Raw genomic sequence first — 14,528 nt, forward strand, 5'->3', positions numbered from 1 at the left:
AAGTCCTTCAGATTCTTGTTTGCTATAGTTTCAGAACCTTAAATTCTTATACCTTATTCACGGACAGTGGCGGGATAGATTCATGTAGCACTGTAAACTTTCGAGCAAAGCAGAACCTTAAGTTCTCTTTCGACCAAGTATAAATATTATTTACAATTATTTTAGCGCATTATCAAAGTGGCCCGCAAGTTGATACAAACAGCTGATTTCCTCACCGCCCCTGTCTGACGGATGGTGAGATCTATAATAATAAGCTCAACGCCGTTGAAGACACAATTTACCCGGGAAGTAGAGATTGGGAATTATCAGGTTGTTACTTGCTATTGCGGTCTGCAATTCTCATTTCGAATTGACCGCGTTGCCCTTGGTTGACGGACATGAAGCCGTGCTGACCTTTTTCGCGGTTTCCGGCTTCTACATGGCAATGGTTCTGGACGGCAGGTATGGTGCTGCGGGGAGCTTTTACATGAGCCGGTTAAAGGCGTTATACCCCATGTATCTCTTTGCGATCGGATTGAGTGCAGTCCTGCTTTTTACCCTTGATGCCCACCCTTTGATCAGCCGCAGTAAAATGCTCCATATCATGTCCGACCCTCTGGGATTTGCCGCAGTCCTTTGGACATCGTTCTGCGTGGTGGGACAGGAACTGTTGTTCAGCCTGAAATTTGCGGGGGACGGCCAGCTGCAATTTTTAGCATCCAAAGGAGACAGCCTTTACAGTGCCGCCTTTCTGGTTCAGGGCTGGTCACTTTCGCTTGAAGCGGTCTTTTATCTTTTGGCCCCGTTTCTAGTGCAGGTCAGAAGTTCGAATCTGTTCGCCGCCAGCACTGCAAGCCTCGCGCTGCGGATATTCATCGTTGTAACACCGTTATCCGAAATGAGCTTTTTCCTACGCTTTTTCCCTGCCGACTTCTGGCTGTTCGGATTCGGAATCCTGTCCTACAGATATTATCTGACGCTCCCGAACTCATCGCGATATATGGATTATTTTGCGTTCGTTTCCCTGATTATCATGATCCTGGTCGCTGGGAGTGTGGGCAGGCCTTACGAACCATTCTTCCTTCCATTGGGAGCGCTGACATTGCAGCCGTTTATATTCAGGGCATTTCGGTCACTTGTACTGGACTGCATTGTAGGCAAGGTAACATATCCGTTTTATCTGCTGCATTTCAGCGTGATAGGCCTTTTTGAAACGTATGTTGACGAGCCAGTTGGGTGGCATATTTTTGCGGTTTCAATGCTTGCCGCGATAATTACCTTTTTGCTGTTCAGCCCCGGCTTTGATGTGCTGAAGGCAAAAGTAGGAGGACGTCCGCTGGGAGCACGGGCTGTCAGCTCTGCGGCGTAACGATATTCTCGGACAATCCTCTTTCGCTTCTGTCTTCAACCCGGTTTCTAACTGATTTTTTTGATCCAATACTGCATTTCGTGGGTAATGCTTATCCCGTCAAGCTCAGGCCAGTTGAGAGTGGCTACAACCCCAATCATTTTAGAATATTGGTTCCGATGCAGATACTGGTCAATGGGGATGAAATCATCTGGGCGTAAATGATGGGACTCAGGACGAATGACCGTTGCACAAGTCACATAATTGAACCTGTTCATGTCGAGGACCTGTTTTTCTGCCTGATCAAGCATTCGTGTCCCCAACCCAAGACCGCGGTACTCAGGTAGAAAGAGGACTTCACCCATATAAAAAATCTGTTCCAAGGGATATGGAGACCTTTTGACCGGAGCTGCAAGTTCCTCCATTTCGTCTTCCATAGGGATTGCGGTTGCCGCACCTGCCAGTGTTTCCCCATCCCAGGCAAGAATGGCAAACGCTTCAGGAGAATTCGCGTATACAGAGAGGTACTGCACTTCATACTTGGCTTCCCCCTTGTAAAGGTAGGGGTATTCCTTGAAAATTTCTATGCGCAGCTTAGCAAGTGCATCAATATGGGGGAGAATATCCTTTCCCTGAACGAGCTGAGTGGTAACGTTCATGCAATGTTTCCTCAGGCAGATTGTATTTGAAGATAGTTGTGATTACAGATGATATTTTATGCACTCATGAAATTTTTAATTTCCTGATATAGTAATCTAAAACCACGCAAAAGGCCACAGAAAGGACATTTGGATTCTCCCTCTCGCGAAGATTGACGAATTCTATCTGGTGTCCCAGATTCTCGAAAATAAAAATACCTTTCCGAAGGTTGACAGCAGGACAAGGATCAATTAAACACTCTCCTCACAGCAAGTGGGGCTGTAGCTCAGTTGGGAGAGCGCTTGAATGGCATTCAAGAGGCCAAGAGTTCAATTCTCTTCAGCTCCACCAAGACATTTCAGGGACTTACGAATTAATCGTGAGTCCCTTTTTTCGTATGGGGAACCGGGGGGGCTACACCGAACAAAGGGGGGTCTACACCGAACAAAGGGGCAGAAGCCCGACTGATGCCGCTAGATTTTCAGCAGCCAAATACCGAGATCTGTAGTTAGACTTGCATCTCGCCGAGATTGCGAGGAGTCAGACTCCGCTTGTATTATATGAGATTCTCGTGGTTCTTAAACGGTAACGGTAAGAGTGCTTGCTTCATTCCTGTCAAGGTCTACCATGAGTATGCCATTGGAATCACGTCCCATTAGTGCAATCAAATCGCCGTTCCGATTCCAAGCCGCTGACTGCCCGGCGCTAACGAAGTCATCATTCGGTCCTATGCAATTGGCCATGATGACGTATATCTTATGCTTCAACGCTATTTTTGGGTAATGCCGCATCGCCTTGGCAATGCCTCCGTCAGACTTGGCCACACTTGCCAAATATACGTTTGCACCCATCGCCACGGCATGCTCGGCATGGCTTGGCTGCAGTGATTCATAACAAATGGCAGGGGCTAGGTTGTAATTCTCAGTTTGTAAAATGAGCTGCTTTTCCCCTGAAACAAAATACGGAAGTTCATCATCATGCAGTTGCTGCTTTGCATAACTGATAGAGGGCTCATTGGGAATGAACCAAGCCATTCCGATCTGCACTTGTTCTTGCCGCGCAAGGGGGAAGCCTACCCCAATAGTTATATTGTATCGAGTACTTTGCTCTTTGAATATTTCTAGAATCTGATCAGACATGCGTATGGCGAGTGATTCTGCAAGTCTTGGTTCGTATCCAGTGATTGAAAGCTCTGGGAAAAATAGTATATTTACATTGTTATTAGCAGCAATTTGTATGAATTTAAGATGTCGTTCGATGTTTGCATCAATATCACCTTTTATAGCTTTACATTGAATTGCGCCTACTATCATTAGCTGATCTCCTCCTCAGTTCCGAATATTTATTAATTATTACAGTCTATTTTAAAAGGTGACGTTTTTGACTATACCTACTGATTATTAGGCAATCCGAAGGATAATGCAATAATGTAAACAAAGCCGGTTATGGGAAGACATAAAAGGGGCATTGTGTCTGTTTTACTCTCAAGTAATTATTATTAGTTTTGTAACTGGCATTCAAGAGACTAGGAGCTCAATCCTCTTGAACTCTACCAGATATTTTAGGGCTTACGAATGTATCGTAAGTCCCTTTTTTATTTGCGGGTGTTTTATAGATACTTTCAAGAAGAACAGAGGATGGCAAATAAATATTTTTGGTGAAGAGAATTTGCTGAAATAATGGAAGTTATCGAAGAATATCAAATGCATTTGATACAGCAAAATAAGTGGTGCGAAAATTAACCGTACAGGCAAGGTTGTTGACAGGTTGTCCTGCCTTAATCCAATATAATCACATAGTGATGACACTGAAAAAAAATTAAATGACACAGCTGGTTATATATGTAATTTACATGGCTCTATGATAAAGGGACAGCATGAAAGTCTCTCTCGTAAATCGAATCCAGCTGGGGTTCTACGGTTAATTTTACATTGCTGATAAGGTCACGGGAGTTTTAGAAGAAGTTAGTGCAATAATTGATTTAGTGAGAACTTCATTTGTCACGATGAATTAAATACTTAGGGTGAAGTTCGTTTAACTTGGTTTTTATTATTTTTCTGCCTTAGGATATGACCGCATAGAAAGTATCCTTCGGCACATTGGCTCTTCAAGATGTATTAAATACGTAATTAAGGGCGCTGTTTTTATAGCCTTTTGCTAACATGTACATGAAGCCGGTCACGGACACCGGCCTCTGGATCGAACACTGAACAACTGCAAACCAAAGGGGACAGGACATGGACAGAGGACAGGAAAAGATCAAAAGCATTTACATAGGCTACCACCCCCGGACTCAGGACGGCAGTTCTCCGCTGTCTCGCTCCCTCACTGATTCCATTGCGATAATGGACGCCTACAACGAAAAACAGAGTGAAGGAAGACTTAGGGCCGAGCTTGTTGAAATAGCTTTCAGTGATCTTTGTGCTGTTGCCGTTATGGAAACAACAATCGGTAAAGTCTGGCAGTACATCTAGTTTCTACAGAATTTTTTTCCTGTAGAGATGTCTGGATGTTGATTTTTTTGATATTTCAACGAGCCATTCTTTTCTTTATGCGTAAATACTTTTGCCGTTATTGATTATTTAGGTTGGATATTTTTTTGAGGGATGCGTTTGCATACATTACGTCCTTAAATTTTGTCCAGCCGTGTATGGTAATCTAGTCATTTTAAGTGAAATGTATCCCGATGGTATGACCTCTGTCAGACTAAGGGACAACATTTCCTTTATATAAGGACTTGCGATTATGTCGTAAGTCCTTTTTTTATAGGGTAATTGGGTTGAATTGCATGAGCTATGACCAGATCTTTTTTATATCGAGTTGTGTCATTACAGTTGCTGGCTTATTGTTTTTATAATATTGTTGAGTGCAGTGAACATAACAGAAAGTTAACTTTTTCATTTCAGGTTATGGAGACCTCCTGAGGACTTGTTTTATGTACGATAAATCTGCACTTATTGACCACGTACTCTCCTTTGTAGACATTCAGTCTGGCGATGCGATTTTGGATGTCGGATGTGGAGATGGTCAGATGTTGCATGCTGCTAGCTGGTTAGTTGATGGGGGATCGTTCTTTGGGCTTGATATGCTACCTGCTTCTATACAAAGGGCAGAATCATTCACCTGTGGAGATGACCGACTGCATTTTTCTGTCCATGATGTAGATGCTGGTCTGCCTTATTCAAATGAAATGTATGAATGTGTTGTCTGTTGCAACGTGCTGGAATGTATTAATGAGAAGGGCTTGCTCCTGCGTGAAATGCATCGGGTTCTTAAAAAAGAAGGCAGGCTTGTTGTTTCTCATTTTGACTACGATACTATTGTATTTAACGTAGAAGATCGTGATATTTACAGAAAAATACTGCATGCTTATAGCGACTGGAAACAGCCGTGGATGAAGGAAAGCGATCCGTGGACCGGTAGAAAATTGTGCGGAATTATCAACAAAGTTTCTACATTGTTTTCAGGCGGTATTCAGAGCTTTGTGCTTCATGAAACAGAATACCGGAATGGGACAAAGGGGTATTCTTTTGTAAAGGAAGAAGTTCGCGATTTGGTTAAGCATGGCGTAATTGCGGCGTATGAGTATGAATTGTTTTTGCATGATATTGAAAATTCTGTCCGTAATAATGAGTATTTTTTTAGCATAAATATGTATTCTTTTGTAGGTGACAAAGTTTAGTTTCCCCACTATGGATTTTTATCGACGACATTTATATTGTAAAAATGTGACCTTCTAAAGCGATTTTACTGCCGACTAACTCTCTCCTTTCTAAAAGAAGATCAGATCTTCCGTTTTGAAAATCTGTGCTGATTGTCTCCAAGCTGCATGTCACAATCAATCCCTGTATTGGGAAAGGAACTTGTTATGAATATTGAAACGTGGGCCATGTTTTTTCTGGCTTATCTGATAACAACATTGTCCCCCGGCCCGAACGTCCTGCTGGTTATGAAAAACAGCATCCGACATGGCTGGAGGTCTGCTTTTGTGACCGTATTCGGCAACCTGACATGCCAGCTCCTGATTGTATGCCTTGTGGCTGTCGGTGTCGGCCAGCTTTTAGCTAAGCTGCCGGTCTGGTTTGTGGCCATGAAAGCCTTGGGCGGAACCTATCTGATATATCTCGGGGTCAGGAACCTGCTTTCATCGCGCAAAGGCGGATCACTTGATACCGGAGACGGGGATGAACCCGTCAGGGTACGATCAGCTCGCAGTTTGTTTGTGGAGGCTTTTTGCGTTTCGGCCAGCAACCCCAAGACCCTGATTTTTCTTTCGGCATTTCTGCCGCAGTTCCTTGAGACTGCCCATCCTGCCTATGAGCAGTTTACGGTCATGTATCTGACTATCTGCGGTATTGTTACAAGCGTTCACCTTGGTTATTCGTACCTGACTGCCTGCTTTGGACGGCGTTTTTCGTTCAGGGATTTCGGCCGCAGGATAGACAAGATTACCGGCGGACTTTTTGTTGCCATGGGCGGAGGCATCCTGCTGAGTGATAGGGTTTGATCTCTTGAAATCAAGGGCAAATTTGTAGTTTTTAATGAAGTTTATCTTAAGCTGACACGCTGATATGCAAAGGGCTTGCAATGGAAATTGCAGGTCCTTTTTTCTGCAGGCAGATTGGTTTCATAAAATTAGCTCAGGTCGTTTGTATGGATTCGAAATTTTTCCGTTCGGAACACGTGGCAGAGTATTGAAAAGACTGTACCGTGATTTGCGGAATTCCACTGTAATTCTTGTACAGAGTCTTGCGTGTGGGACCTTATAATGGAATACTACCCGCGTACATCTGGCTGGGCCAGCTCCTCGTTTTAGTTTCTCATGTTTCTCCGGATGGTTCCTGACATTTCCGTTTCACCGCTGTTTTGGGACCGCATATTCTGCCTTTTTGCCATTAATACAGCCAACCTTCACAAGCTCTATGAATATGAAAACAGACAAGACCATATGCCCGTATGACTGTCCGACCACCTGCGGACTTCTTGCTGAATCCGACGGCAGCCGTGTTCTGAAAGTCAAAGGGGACCCTGCCGACCCAGTCTGCCGCGGGCTTATCTGCCGCAAAATGCAGCGCTATGAAAAATCCATCCATTCTCCTGACCGTATTCTGACTCCCCTCAAGCGTACAGGGGAAAAGGGCAGCGGCGAATTTGCACCTGTGTCATGGGACGAGGCTGTTGAAACGATTGTCCGGCATTGGAAAGAGACCCTTGCCGCGTATGGTCCGGACTCGATTCTGCCTTTCTATTATTCCGGTGTGATGAGTTTGATTCACCGCAACTGCGGCGATGCCCTGTTCAACCGTATGGGAGCATGCTCGCTGGTGAAGACACTCTGCGCATCGGCAAAATCAGCCGGATATACTGCTGTTGTGGGCAACACCGGATGTCTTGATCCTCGTGATCTTGAACAAAGCGATTTTTATATAGTCTGGGGCAGCAACATGAAGGCCACCCGTCTGCAGAGCATGGCGGATATTGTGAATGCTCGCAAAAACGGCAAGCGTGTGGCCCTCATTGAATCCTGCGCAAACGACATGGCTCCCTATTGTGACCAGGTTGTGCTGGTCACTCCCGGAACAGACGGGGCGCTGGCTCTTGGCATGCTGCATGTGCTAGAGAAAGAAGGCCTTGCAGATTCCGACTTCCTGTCCGGAGAAGCGGACGGGTATGACGAGTTCCGTAAAACCCTTGGAGACTATACCCCGGAATGGGCCGAGGGAATTACCGGGGTTCCTGCGCAGGTCATAGTCGATCTGGCCCGCGAATACGCAGCCGCCTCCTCTCCGGTTATCATCCTCGGCAGCGGCAATTCCCGGTATGGAAACGGCGGGATGACCGTCCGGCTGATAACAATTCTGTCGGCTTATACAGGTGCGTGGACCCGTCCGGGAGGAGGGCTGTGCGGCTGTACACCGGGCGGCGGCCCTTATGTTGATGCAGACCGCATCGCCAGACCGGATCTGCGGACCAATACCGCCCGCAGGGTCAATATCAACCAGCTTGCCACTGTTCTTAACGGAGAGGAAGGTGAGGTCCCCATACGCTGTCTGCATGTTTACGCCTGCAACCCGGTAGGCACGGTTTCCAACCAGTTGGGCATACAGCGTGGCCTGCTCAGCCCGGAACTTTTCACTGTGGTTCATGAACGGTTCATGACCGATACCGCCCGCTATGCCGACATTATTCTTCCGGCAACTTTTTCTGTGGAGCAGTCTGACTGTTACTCATCCTACGGCTACCGTTCTTTTGGCGTGGCCCGGCGGATCATTCCTCCTGTTGGAGAAAGCAGGAGCAACTGGGATATCTTCAACCTTCTGGCGCGGGCACTGGGCTACGAGGACAGCCATTTCTCCAAGACGGAAGATGATATGCTTGACGAACTGCTGGCTAACCCCATGGAAGGGCTGGCAGGTATTTCCGATGCACAGTGGGAGGTCCTCAGAAGCGGAGGCCAGATTTCCATTCCCCGTGAGGAACAGAGGGTATGGAAAACGTCCACAGGAAAACTGATGATCGTAAACCCCGGTCTTGCCTGTCCGGTTCCTGGGTATATTGAGAACCACGGGGGCAGTTATCCGCTGCGGCTTATTGCCGTTCCCAGTTCAGATACCCTCAACTCCACTTTTCTGGAGCGTGACGACCTGCTCGAACGTCGCGGTGTAATGGCTTTGGGGATGCACCCGGACGATGCTGCGGCACGGGGTATTTCCCACGGAGATACCGTGCGGGTATATAACGATCTCGGCGAGGTCCGTTTTGTGGCGGAGTTAAGCGGGAATATTGCCAGAGGGGCTGTCGCTGCTACGGGCGTATTCAAGGCATCGCAGTCTGCAAACGGGAACCTTGTGAACACACTGCATCATGAACGCCTTTCAGACATCGGCGAAGCTACTACCCTGAATGACAACACCGTTGAAGTCTGTAAGGACTGATAGTCGGGATCTATAATTGTGACCTCTTTTTATCTGTGGTAATGATAGATAATCCTGAAGTGGATTGTAAAAACAGATGAAGAGGGTAAAGGAATGATACTCGTACATTATCCCAGTTGAACCACCTCCCGCAAAGCCAAGGCTTGGCTTGAGGATAACGGTATTGAATTTGAAATCCGCCATATTGTGAAGGAAACACCTACACGGGACGAATTTCTTGCCTGGCAGAAGATTGCCGGGGTGGACAAGAAAAAATTCGTGAACACAAACGGCAGGAAATATCAGGAAACCGGACTTAAGGATACCATAGACGCCATGTCTGACGCCGATCTGTTCGAGCTGATTTCTTCTGACGGCATGCTGGTCAAGCGGCCTATTCTGGTGGCCGACAGCTTCGTATTGATCGGGTTCAGGCAGGCGGACTGGGAAGCTCGGCTTCTGTAATCCTCCTGTTCGCCTCGGCCTTCTTTTCAAAGCATCCGATAGAGAAGGGGATGATCAGGAAACTGAGCAGGAATGTGATCACCCCTCTCCAGTCGGCATATTCGTAGGCAAATCCGGCTCCGGTAATGCCCAGCCAGCCCCCGGTGTAGTAGAAGAGCACATAAAGCGCGTTGGCTTTGCCGTGGCTGCAGGTGAGCTTGCGGTTCAGCAGGACCACCGCCACTGTGTGGAGGGAGAAGAAACCGGCACATACCCCCAGAAGACCGACTATTACGGCGGTCATGGAGGGCAGGAGCAGCAGGAGCAGGGATGCTCCCAGAAGCAGCGAGCTGCATATGAGCATTATCCCGCCACCGAAACGGCTGCTTAGTTTTCCTGCCATCGGGCCGAGGAAGATGCCCAGTATGTATACGAGATATACGAGGGTGATAAGCTCGGTCGGCAGATTGAAGGGCGGGTGTGAAAGCCGGTATGGCAGGTAGTTGAATACCGGCGAGAAAATCAGCAGGCTTCCTGCCCCGCAGACGTATATCAGCAGCAGTTCCTTTTTTTTCAGCAGTGACAGGTAGGTTTCCTTGCCGTTGGTCGAGCGTGCAGCGGCTACGGCTTCCTTTTCCGTGGAGGGCAGCATGAGCACGGCAAGGACAGTGGTTACAATGATCAGCGCGGCCGCGGAGATAAAGGCGTAGCGCCAGTGCAGCGGGGGATGTATCCAGCCGCCCAGCAGTCTTCCTCCAAGCCCGCCGAGGATTGTCGCCGACACGTAAGAGCCCATGACCACACTCAGCCTTTCCACCGGGAGAGTGCGGGCCAGCCAGGCCGCAAGGCTTGTCGTCAGGGCCGGTATGAAAAGTCCCTGCAGTAGGCGTGCTCCCACCAGCAGGTTGAAATCATGGGTCAGCGAGCAGATTACTCCACCGGCTGCAACAAAGAATCCTCCGACCATCAGGATGGGGTGGATGGGGTGCCTGTCCGACAGATAGCCGAAGAAAAGGTTGGAAAATACAATCCCGAGAATCACGAAGGATACGGTCAGTGAGACCTGAACCGGACTTACGCAGAATTCCCGCTGCAGAACCGGGAGTACCGGCTGAGTAAGATATATGTTGGTAAACGAAGCGGAAACCAGCGCGAAAACCGCAACCTGCATTTTTCCGAGTTTATTCATTTGGTGCTCCGTGGCAGGCTATTTACACTGAGTCTGCAGATGAGTATTGTAGTGAAAACAAATATAATTATGTCGATGCAGATTATTGCTTCATGCTTCTCCTTGTCAAGACAGCCTGAAGCAATTGCGCTCTGTAATCGACTGCGCGGAAGGAGGTTTCTCTCCTTGCCTAAACAGAACTCCGGGATTAACTGTACTATGCCCTGCCATGGCGTTGATCCTGTTTGGGAAGCTGTTTGTATCACATTTTTACGGAGGCTGAATCCGGTATGAATCCTGTCAAGAATATAGCGGTTGTTGCACATGATCACTGCAAGGGTGAACTGCTTGACTTTGTGGAGTGTAATCTTGAAGTCCTGTCCCGGCACAATCTGCTGGCTACCGGTACAACCGGTGGGCTGGTGGAGGATCTTATCCGTGAGAGGTCCGAAGGCAGCAGAATCGAGTTCAAACCGGTCAACCGGATGAAATCCGGGCCGCTGGGCGGTGACCAGCAGTTGGGTGCCATGATCTCTGAAGGACGCATAGACGTGCTGATCTTTTTCTGGGACCCCATGCAGCCGCAGCCGCATGATGTTGACGTCAAGGCTCTGCTCAGACTCGCGGTCCTTTACAATATTCCTACGGCAAGCAACCGTTCTTCAGCGGAATTTCTGATTTCATCGCCATATTTCAGCGGAGAGTACGAGATCAAGCCGGTGGATTTTTCTGATTATACCCAGCGTAAGATCTGAACAGGCTTATCGTCAGTTGTGCATTGCCGGGCTTTGATCTATATGTGCCCGGAATCGATGAAAACGGGCCGACACGGCCCTTTCAAATTTGTGGATTAATACTGTGTGCCCATGTGAGAGGATTTATGACTGCTGCTTCTGTTAAACAGGTTGTTTATAATGATCTGCCCATTCGTTATTATGTTGTAGGCAATGTCGCCTATGTCTGCCCCGATGATCTGGTGCCCATTATGGCTCTTGATTCCAAAGAGATAATTACCGAAGGGGAACAGGCATGGGATAAGGTTGAGGCCGGTCGCCGCATCTTTCCATTTTTCGATTTTTTTGACTGGTTTTCAGAGCAGTTTGACAGTTATGAATATTCGGACGATGTCGTGCTCATGGATCCCATGCCCTGGTAGAAGGGGCAGCTCCAGTTGAGTCTGGAGGATATTTTTGCCGCCCAACAGCCCGTCGCCTCTTTTGGTGCCGGGCTGTTTCTTTATGGTGAATGATGACGAAGCGACCTTGCTGTTTGTTTCCGTAAATGTTTAAACCATGGGCAGTTTGTATTCCAATATATGCGGAGAAGATAATGATCAGAAAATACCTGTTTATTTGTGCGCTTATTCTGTTCCTACCCTGCTTTGCGTCGGCAGGAACCTATCATGTGCGGGTTTCGTCTTTTTTTCCGCAAAATAATGAGTCGGTATTCAACGGAAATATTCTGAGCGACGGCAATTACACTACAGGATGGATTGCGAAGGGAGAGGATAACGGTATCGGCGAGTGGCTGCATTTCTTTTTCCCGGCTCAGGTTGTCATTGATTCGGTTTCAATTCGAAACGGTATCGGAACCGGTGAAGATTTCAGCAAGGTTAACCGGGTAAAGGAAATGATTCTTTCCTATTCCGGAGGCCAGCGGCAGGGTTTTGTCCTGCAGGATACCGGGAAGATCCAGCAGCCTGAAGTAAAAGGGTATCCCACGACCAGTATGGGGATATTGATCAAGTCCGTCTATCCTGAAGGCGGAACAGGAAATGCCGGTATTTCAGAGGTGGTAATTGATTATCACCGCGCGACCAGCGAAGAGCTTGCTGCATACTCAGGGGCCGTGGCGGAGCATGCAGCAGCCGGGCAAGCCGCTGTGAACGGGACTGCCCCGGTTGAGAAAAAAAAGGTAATCCCCACCCATGAAATGGGTAGGGAAGAGTATCGGAAGGCGGTTCTTGAGGAATTGCGGTTCTTTTTTGACAGGTTTTACCGTAATTTCGTGACCATGAATCAGGAATATCCGCGGATGTTCACCGAGGATAATTTCCTGCGCGAGAGTGCCATGTTTGAAAGCTTTCGGGCAATGCTGGATAATCGCGGAGTTCTCCAGAAGTACAATGAAGCCCAGGTTTCAACGCCCGGCCTGCATTTCTCCATCAGGACTTTGACCCGCGATGAAGTTGAGCTCTGGGTCAAAGGGGATTACACAGTAATCTACGACCACCGGGTCAACAAAGTGCCGGAGAATGCCCTGTATCACCTCAAGCGGGAATTCGGCGACTGGAAGGTTAAGAACAAGCTTGAGTATTAACCGGCAAGATGCCTCCGGATGCAAAATTCAATCGTCAAAAGCGCAAAGCGCAGTTGATTTCATAGACAAAAAAAGTCCCCGGAAGCGGCCGCTTCCGGGGACTTTTTATTTGTATTCAACCAGAACTATTCTTCGTCTTCTTCGACTGCGTCAGAGATGGCGCATTCGGTGGTCAGGAGCAGACCGGAAACGGAAGCAGCGTTCTGCAGGGCGATGCGGGTAACCTTTTTGGGGTCGATAACACCGGCCTTGATGAGGTCTTCGTATACGCCGGTTCCAGCGTTGAAGCCGAAGCCGTCGGTGCCGGCGGCAACCTTTTCTACGACAACGGAACCTTCAAAGCCTGCGTTTTCAGCGATCATGCGCAGGGGCTGCTGTGCAGCGCGGCGGATGATGTTGACACCGGCCAGTTCATCGTCGTTACCGACTTTGAGGCCATCGAGAACTTTGGCGCAGCGGACCAGGGCGGTACCGCCACCGGCTACGATGCCTTCTTCAACAGCAGCGCGGGTTGCGTTGAGTGCATCTTCCACGCGTGCTTTCTTTTCTTTCATCTCAACTTCGGTAGCAGCACCGACTTTGATTACTGCAACACCGCCAACCAGTTTGGCGAGGCGTTCCTGCAGCTTTTCACGGTCGTAGTCGGAGGAAGTGTCAGCGATCTGGGCTTCGATCTGTTTTACGCGGCCTTTGATCTCTTCAACGGAACCTGCACCGTCAACGATAACGGTGTTTTCCTTGTCGATGCGTACGCGCTTGGCGGTACCGAGACCTTCAACGGTCATTGCGTCGAGGGTAAGGCCGATGTCGTCGGAAACAACGGTTGCACCGGTAAGGGTGGCGATGTCCTTCAGCATTTCCTTGCGGCGGTCACCGAAACCGGGAGCCTTGATGGCGCAGACGTTAAGGTTGGCGCGCAGTCTGTTTACTACGAGGGTAGCCAGAGCTTCGCCATCCACGTCTTCAGCTACGATGAGCAGGGGACGGGACATTTTGAGAACCTGCTCCAGGATGGGGAGCAGTTCCTTCATGCTGGAAACTTTTTTCTCGCAGAGAAGGATCATGGGGTTATCGAATTCGCAGACCATCTTGTCGGTGTCGGTTGCGAAGTAGGGGGAGAGGTAGCCGCGATCGAACTGCATGCCTTCTACAACGTCCAGTTCGGTCTTCATGGACTTGGCTTCCTCAACGGTGATAACGCCTTCCTTGCCTACTTTATCCATGGCTTCGGCGAGGATTTCACCGATGGTGGAGTCGCTGTTGGCGGAAATGGTTCCGACCTGTGCGATTTCAGCTTTGTCGCGGGTGGGCTTTGCAAGCTTGCCGAGTTCGTCAACGATTGCTGCAACTGCAGTGTCGATACCGCGTTTGATGGACATGGGGTTGCGGCCTGCTGCAACGAGCTTTACGCCTTCAGCAAAGATGGACTGGGCCAGAACGGTTGCAGTGGTGGTTCCGTCACCGGCGATGTCGTTGGTCTTGGAAGCTACTTCCTTGACCATCTGGGCGCCCATGTTCTCGAACTTGTCTTCGAGGTCGATTTCCTTGGCAACGGTAACGCCGTCCTTGGTGATGGTGGGTGCGCCCCAGGATTTCTCAATGACAACGTTGCGGCCTTTGGGGCCGAGGGTTACCTTTACAGCTTCAGCAAGGGTGTCCACGCCTTTTTTGAGACGGTCGCGGGCGGTAACGTCGAATTCGATGGTTTTAGCCATTT

General features: G+C 48.6%; 13 protein-coding genes and 1 tRNA gene. 10 read left to right on the forward strand and 4 right to left on the reverse strand.

The window, feature by feature from the left end; genetic code table 11:
• Positions 1–310 precede the first annotated feature (310 nt).
• Entirely contained in the window at positions 311–1,348 is a 1,038-nt protein-coding gene (locus N7E73_RS12650; RefSeq protein ID WP_432735124.1) for an acyltransferase family protein, read from the forward strand.
• A gap of 47 nt (positions 1,349–1,395) precedes the next feature.
• Here the strand turns inward: N7E73_RS12650 and N7E73_RS12655 are convergent, their stop codons facing one another.
• On the reverse strand, positions 1,396–1,986 hold the full coding sequence (locus tag N7E73_RS12655) for a GNAT family N-acetyltransferase (RefSeq protein WP_432735125.1): 591 nt from the start codon (positions 1,984–1,986) through the stop codon (positions 1,396–1,398).
• A gap of 255 nt (positions 1,987–2,241) precedes the next feature.
• Between N7E73_RS12655 and N7E73_RS12660 the strand changes: the two genes are divergently transcribed.
• Positions 2,242–2,317 (forward strand) — tRNA-Ala (locus tag N7E73_RS12660).
• 227 nt (positions 2,318–2,544) lie between these two features.
• On the opposite strand, the gene N7E73_RS12665 is transcribed toward N7E73_RS12660, so the two are convergent.
• The gene (locus tag N7E73_RS12665) at positions 2,545–3,279 is read right to left on the reverse strand and encodes a carbon-nitrogen hydrolase family protein (RefSeq protein ID WP_432735127.1); all 735 of its coding nucleotides are present in this window, start codon (positions 3,277–3,279) and stop codon (positions 2,545–2,547) included.
• A gap of 924 nt (positions 3,280–4,203) precedes the next feature.
• On the opposite strand from N7E73_RS12665, the gene N7E73_RS12670 reads away from it, so the two are divergent.
• From N7E73_RS12670 to N7E73_RS12690, 5 genes are all read left to right on the forward strand, one after another.
• The gene (locus tag N7E73_RS12670; RefSeq protein ID WP_432735129.1) at positions 4,204–4,440 is read left to right on the forward strand and encodes a hypothetical protein; all 237 of its coding nucleotides are present in this window, start codon (positions 4,204–4,206) and stop codon (positions 4,438–4,440) included.
• A 461-nt stretch (positions 4,441–4,901) separates the two neighbouring features.
• Complete coding sequence (locus N7E73_RS12675; RefSeq protein ID WP_432735130.1) at positions 4,902–5,648, forward strand: methyltransferase domain-containing protein; 747 nt, start codon at positions 4,902–4,904, stop codon at positions 5,646–5,648.
• Between the two features lie 186 nt (positions 5,649–5,834).
• Positions 5,835–6,473, forward strand: coding sequence for a LysE family translocator (locus tag N7E73_RS12680; RefSeq protein WP_432735131.1), 639 nt, complete (start codon positions 5,835–5,837; stop codon positions 6,471–6,473).
• Between the two features lie 415 nt (positions 6,474–6,888).
• Positions 6,889–8,901 carry a molybdopterin-containing oxidoreductase family protein gene (locus N7E73_RS12685; RefSeq protein ID WP_432735132.1) on the forward strand — a complete coding sequence of 671 codons (2,013 nt, stop codon included), beginning with the start codon at positions 6,889–6,891 and terminating at the stop codon, positions 8,899–8,901.
• 174 nt (positions 8,902–9,075) lie between these two features.
• Positions 9,076–9,345, forward strand: coding sequence for an ArsC/Spx/MgsR family protein (locus N7E73_RS12690; RefSeq protein WP_432738868.1), 270 nt, complete (start codon positions 9,076–9,078; stop codon positions 9,343–9,345).
• Here N7E73_RS12690 and N7E73_RS12695 read toward each other — a convergent pair.
• Positions 9,311–10,513, reverse strand: coding sequence for an MFS transporter (locus N7E73_RS12695; RefSeq protein WP_432735133.1), 1,203 nt, complete (start codon positions 10,511–10,513; stop codon positions 9,311–9,313). The genes N7E73_RS12690 and N7E73_RS12695 overlap by 35 nt on opposite strands.
• A 269-nt stretch (positions 10,514–10,782) precedes the next feature.
• Here N7E73_RS12695 and N7E73_RS12700 point away from each other — a divergent pair, with 269 nt between their 5' ends.
• The 3 genes from N7E73_RS12700 (at position 10,783) to N7E73_RS12710 (ending at position 12,811) form a co-directional block, all read left to right on the forward strand.
• On the forward strand, positions 10,783–11,247 hold the full coding sequence (locus N7E73_RS12700) for a methylglyoxal synthase (RefSeq protein ID WP_432735134.1): 465 nt from the start codon (positions 10,783–10,785) through the stop codon (positions 11,245–11,247).
• A 125-nt stretch (positions 11,248–11,372) separates the two neighbouring features.
• Positions 11,373–11,648 carry a hypothetical protein gene (locus N7E73_RS12705; RefSeq protein WP_432735135.1) on the forward strand — a complete coding sequence of 92 codons (276 nt, stop codon included), beginning with the start codon at positions 11,373–11,375 and terminating at the stop codon, positions 11,646–11,648.
• Positions 11,649–11,821: 173 nt separating this feature from the next.
• The gene (locus tag N7E73_RS12710; RefSeq protein WP_432735136.1) at positions 11,822–12,811 is read left to right on the forward strand and encodes an NADase-type glycan-binding domain-containing protein; all 990 of its coding nucleotides are present in this window, start codon (positions 11,822–11,824) and stop codon (positions 12,809–12,811) included.
• Between the two features lie 125 nt (positions 12,812–12,936).
• Here the strand turns inward: N7E73_RS12710 and groL are convergent, their stop codons facing one another.
• On the reverse strand, positions 12,937–14,526 hold the full coding sequence (groL, locus tag N7E73_RS12715; RefSeq protein WP_432735137.1) for a chaperonin GroEL: 1,590 nt from the start codon (positions 14,524–14,526) through the stop codon (positions 12,937–12,939).
• Positions 14,527–14,528 lie beyond the last annotated feature (2 nt).

The sequence above is a fragment of the Maridesulfovibrio sp. FT414 genome, from assembly GCF_050916235.1.
Classification (GTDB): domain Bacteria; phylum Desulfobacterota; class Desulfovibrionia; order Desulfovibrionales; family Desulfovibrionaceae; genus Maridesulfovibrio.

Excerpts from the sequence above, each read along its gene's own strand:
- N7E73_RS12685 (WP_432735132.1), top strand. The coding sequence starts at position 6,889 with ATGAATATGAAAACAGACAAGACCATATGCCCGTATGACTGTCCGACC.
- N7E73_RS12670 (WP_432735129.1), top strand. The coding sequence starts at position 4,204 with ATGGACAGAGGACAGGAAAAGATCAAAAGCATTTACATAGGCTACCAC.
- N7E73_RS12655 (WP_432735125.1), bottom strand. The coding sequence starts at position 1,986 with ATGAACGTTACCACTCAGCTCGTTCAGGGAAAGGATATTCTCCCCCAT.
- groL (WP_432735137.1), bottom strand. The coding sequence starts at position 14,526 with ATGGCTAAAACCATCGAATTCGACGTTACCGCCCGCGACCGTCTCAAA.
- N7E73_RS12675 (WP_432735130.1), top strand. The coding sequence starts at position 4,902 with ATGTACGATAAATCTGCACTTATTGACCACGTACTCTCCTTTGTAGAC.
- N7E73_RS12705 (WP_432735135.1), top strand. The coding sequence starts at position 11,373 with ATGACTGCTGCTTCTGTTAAACAGGTTGTTTATAATGATCTGCCCATT.
- N7E73_RS12665 (WP_432735127.1), bottom strand. The coding sequence starts at position 3,279 with ATGATAGTAGGCGCAATTCAATGTAAAGCTATAAAAGGTGATATTGAT.
- N7E73_RS12695 (WP_432735133.1), bottom strand. The coding sequence starts at position 10,513 with ATGAATAAACTCGGAAAAATGCAGGTTGCGGTTTTCGCGCTGGTTTCC.
- N7E73_RS12700 (WP_432735134.1), top strand. The coding sequence starts at position 10,783 with ATGAATCCTGTCAAGAATATAGCGGTTGTTGCACATGATCACTGCAAG.
- N7E73_RS12680 (WP_432735131.1), top strand. The coding sequence starts at position 5,835 with ATGAATATTGAAACGTGGGCCATGTTTTTTCTGGCTTATCTGATAACA.
- N7E73_RS12710 (WP_432735136.1), top strand. The coding sequence starts at position 11,822 with ATGATCAGAAAATACCTGTTTATTTGTGCGCTTATTCTGTTCCTACCC.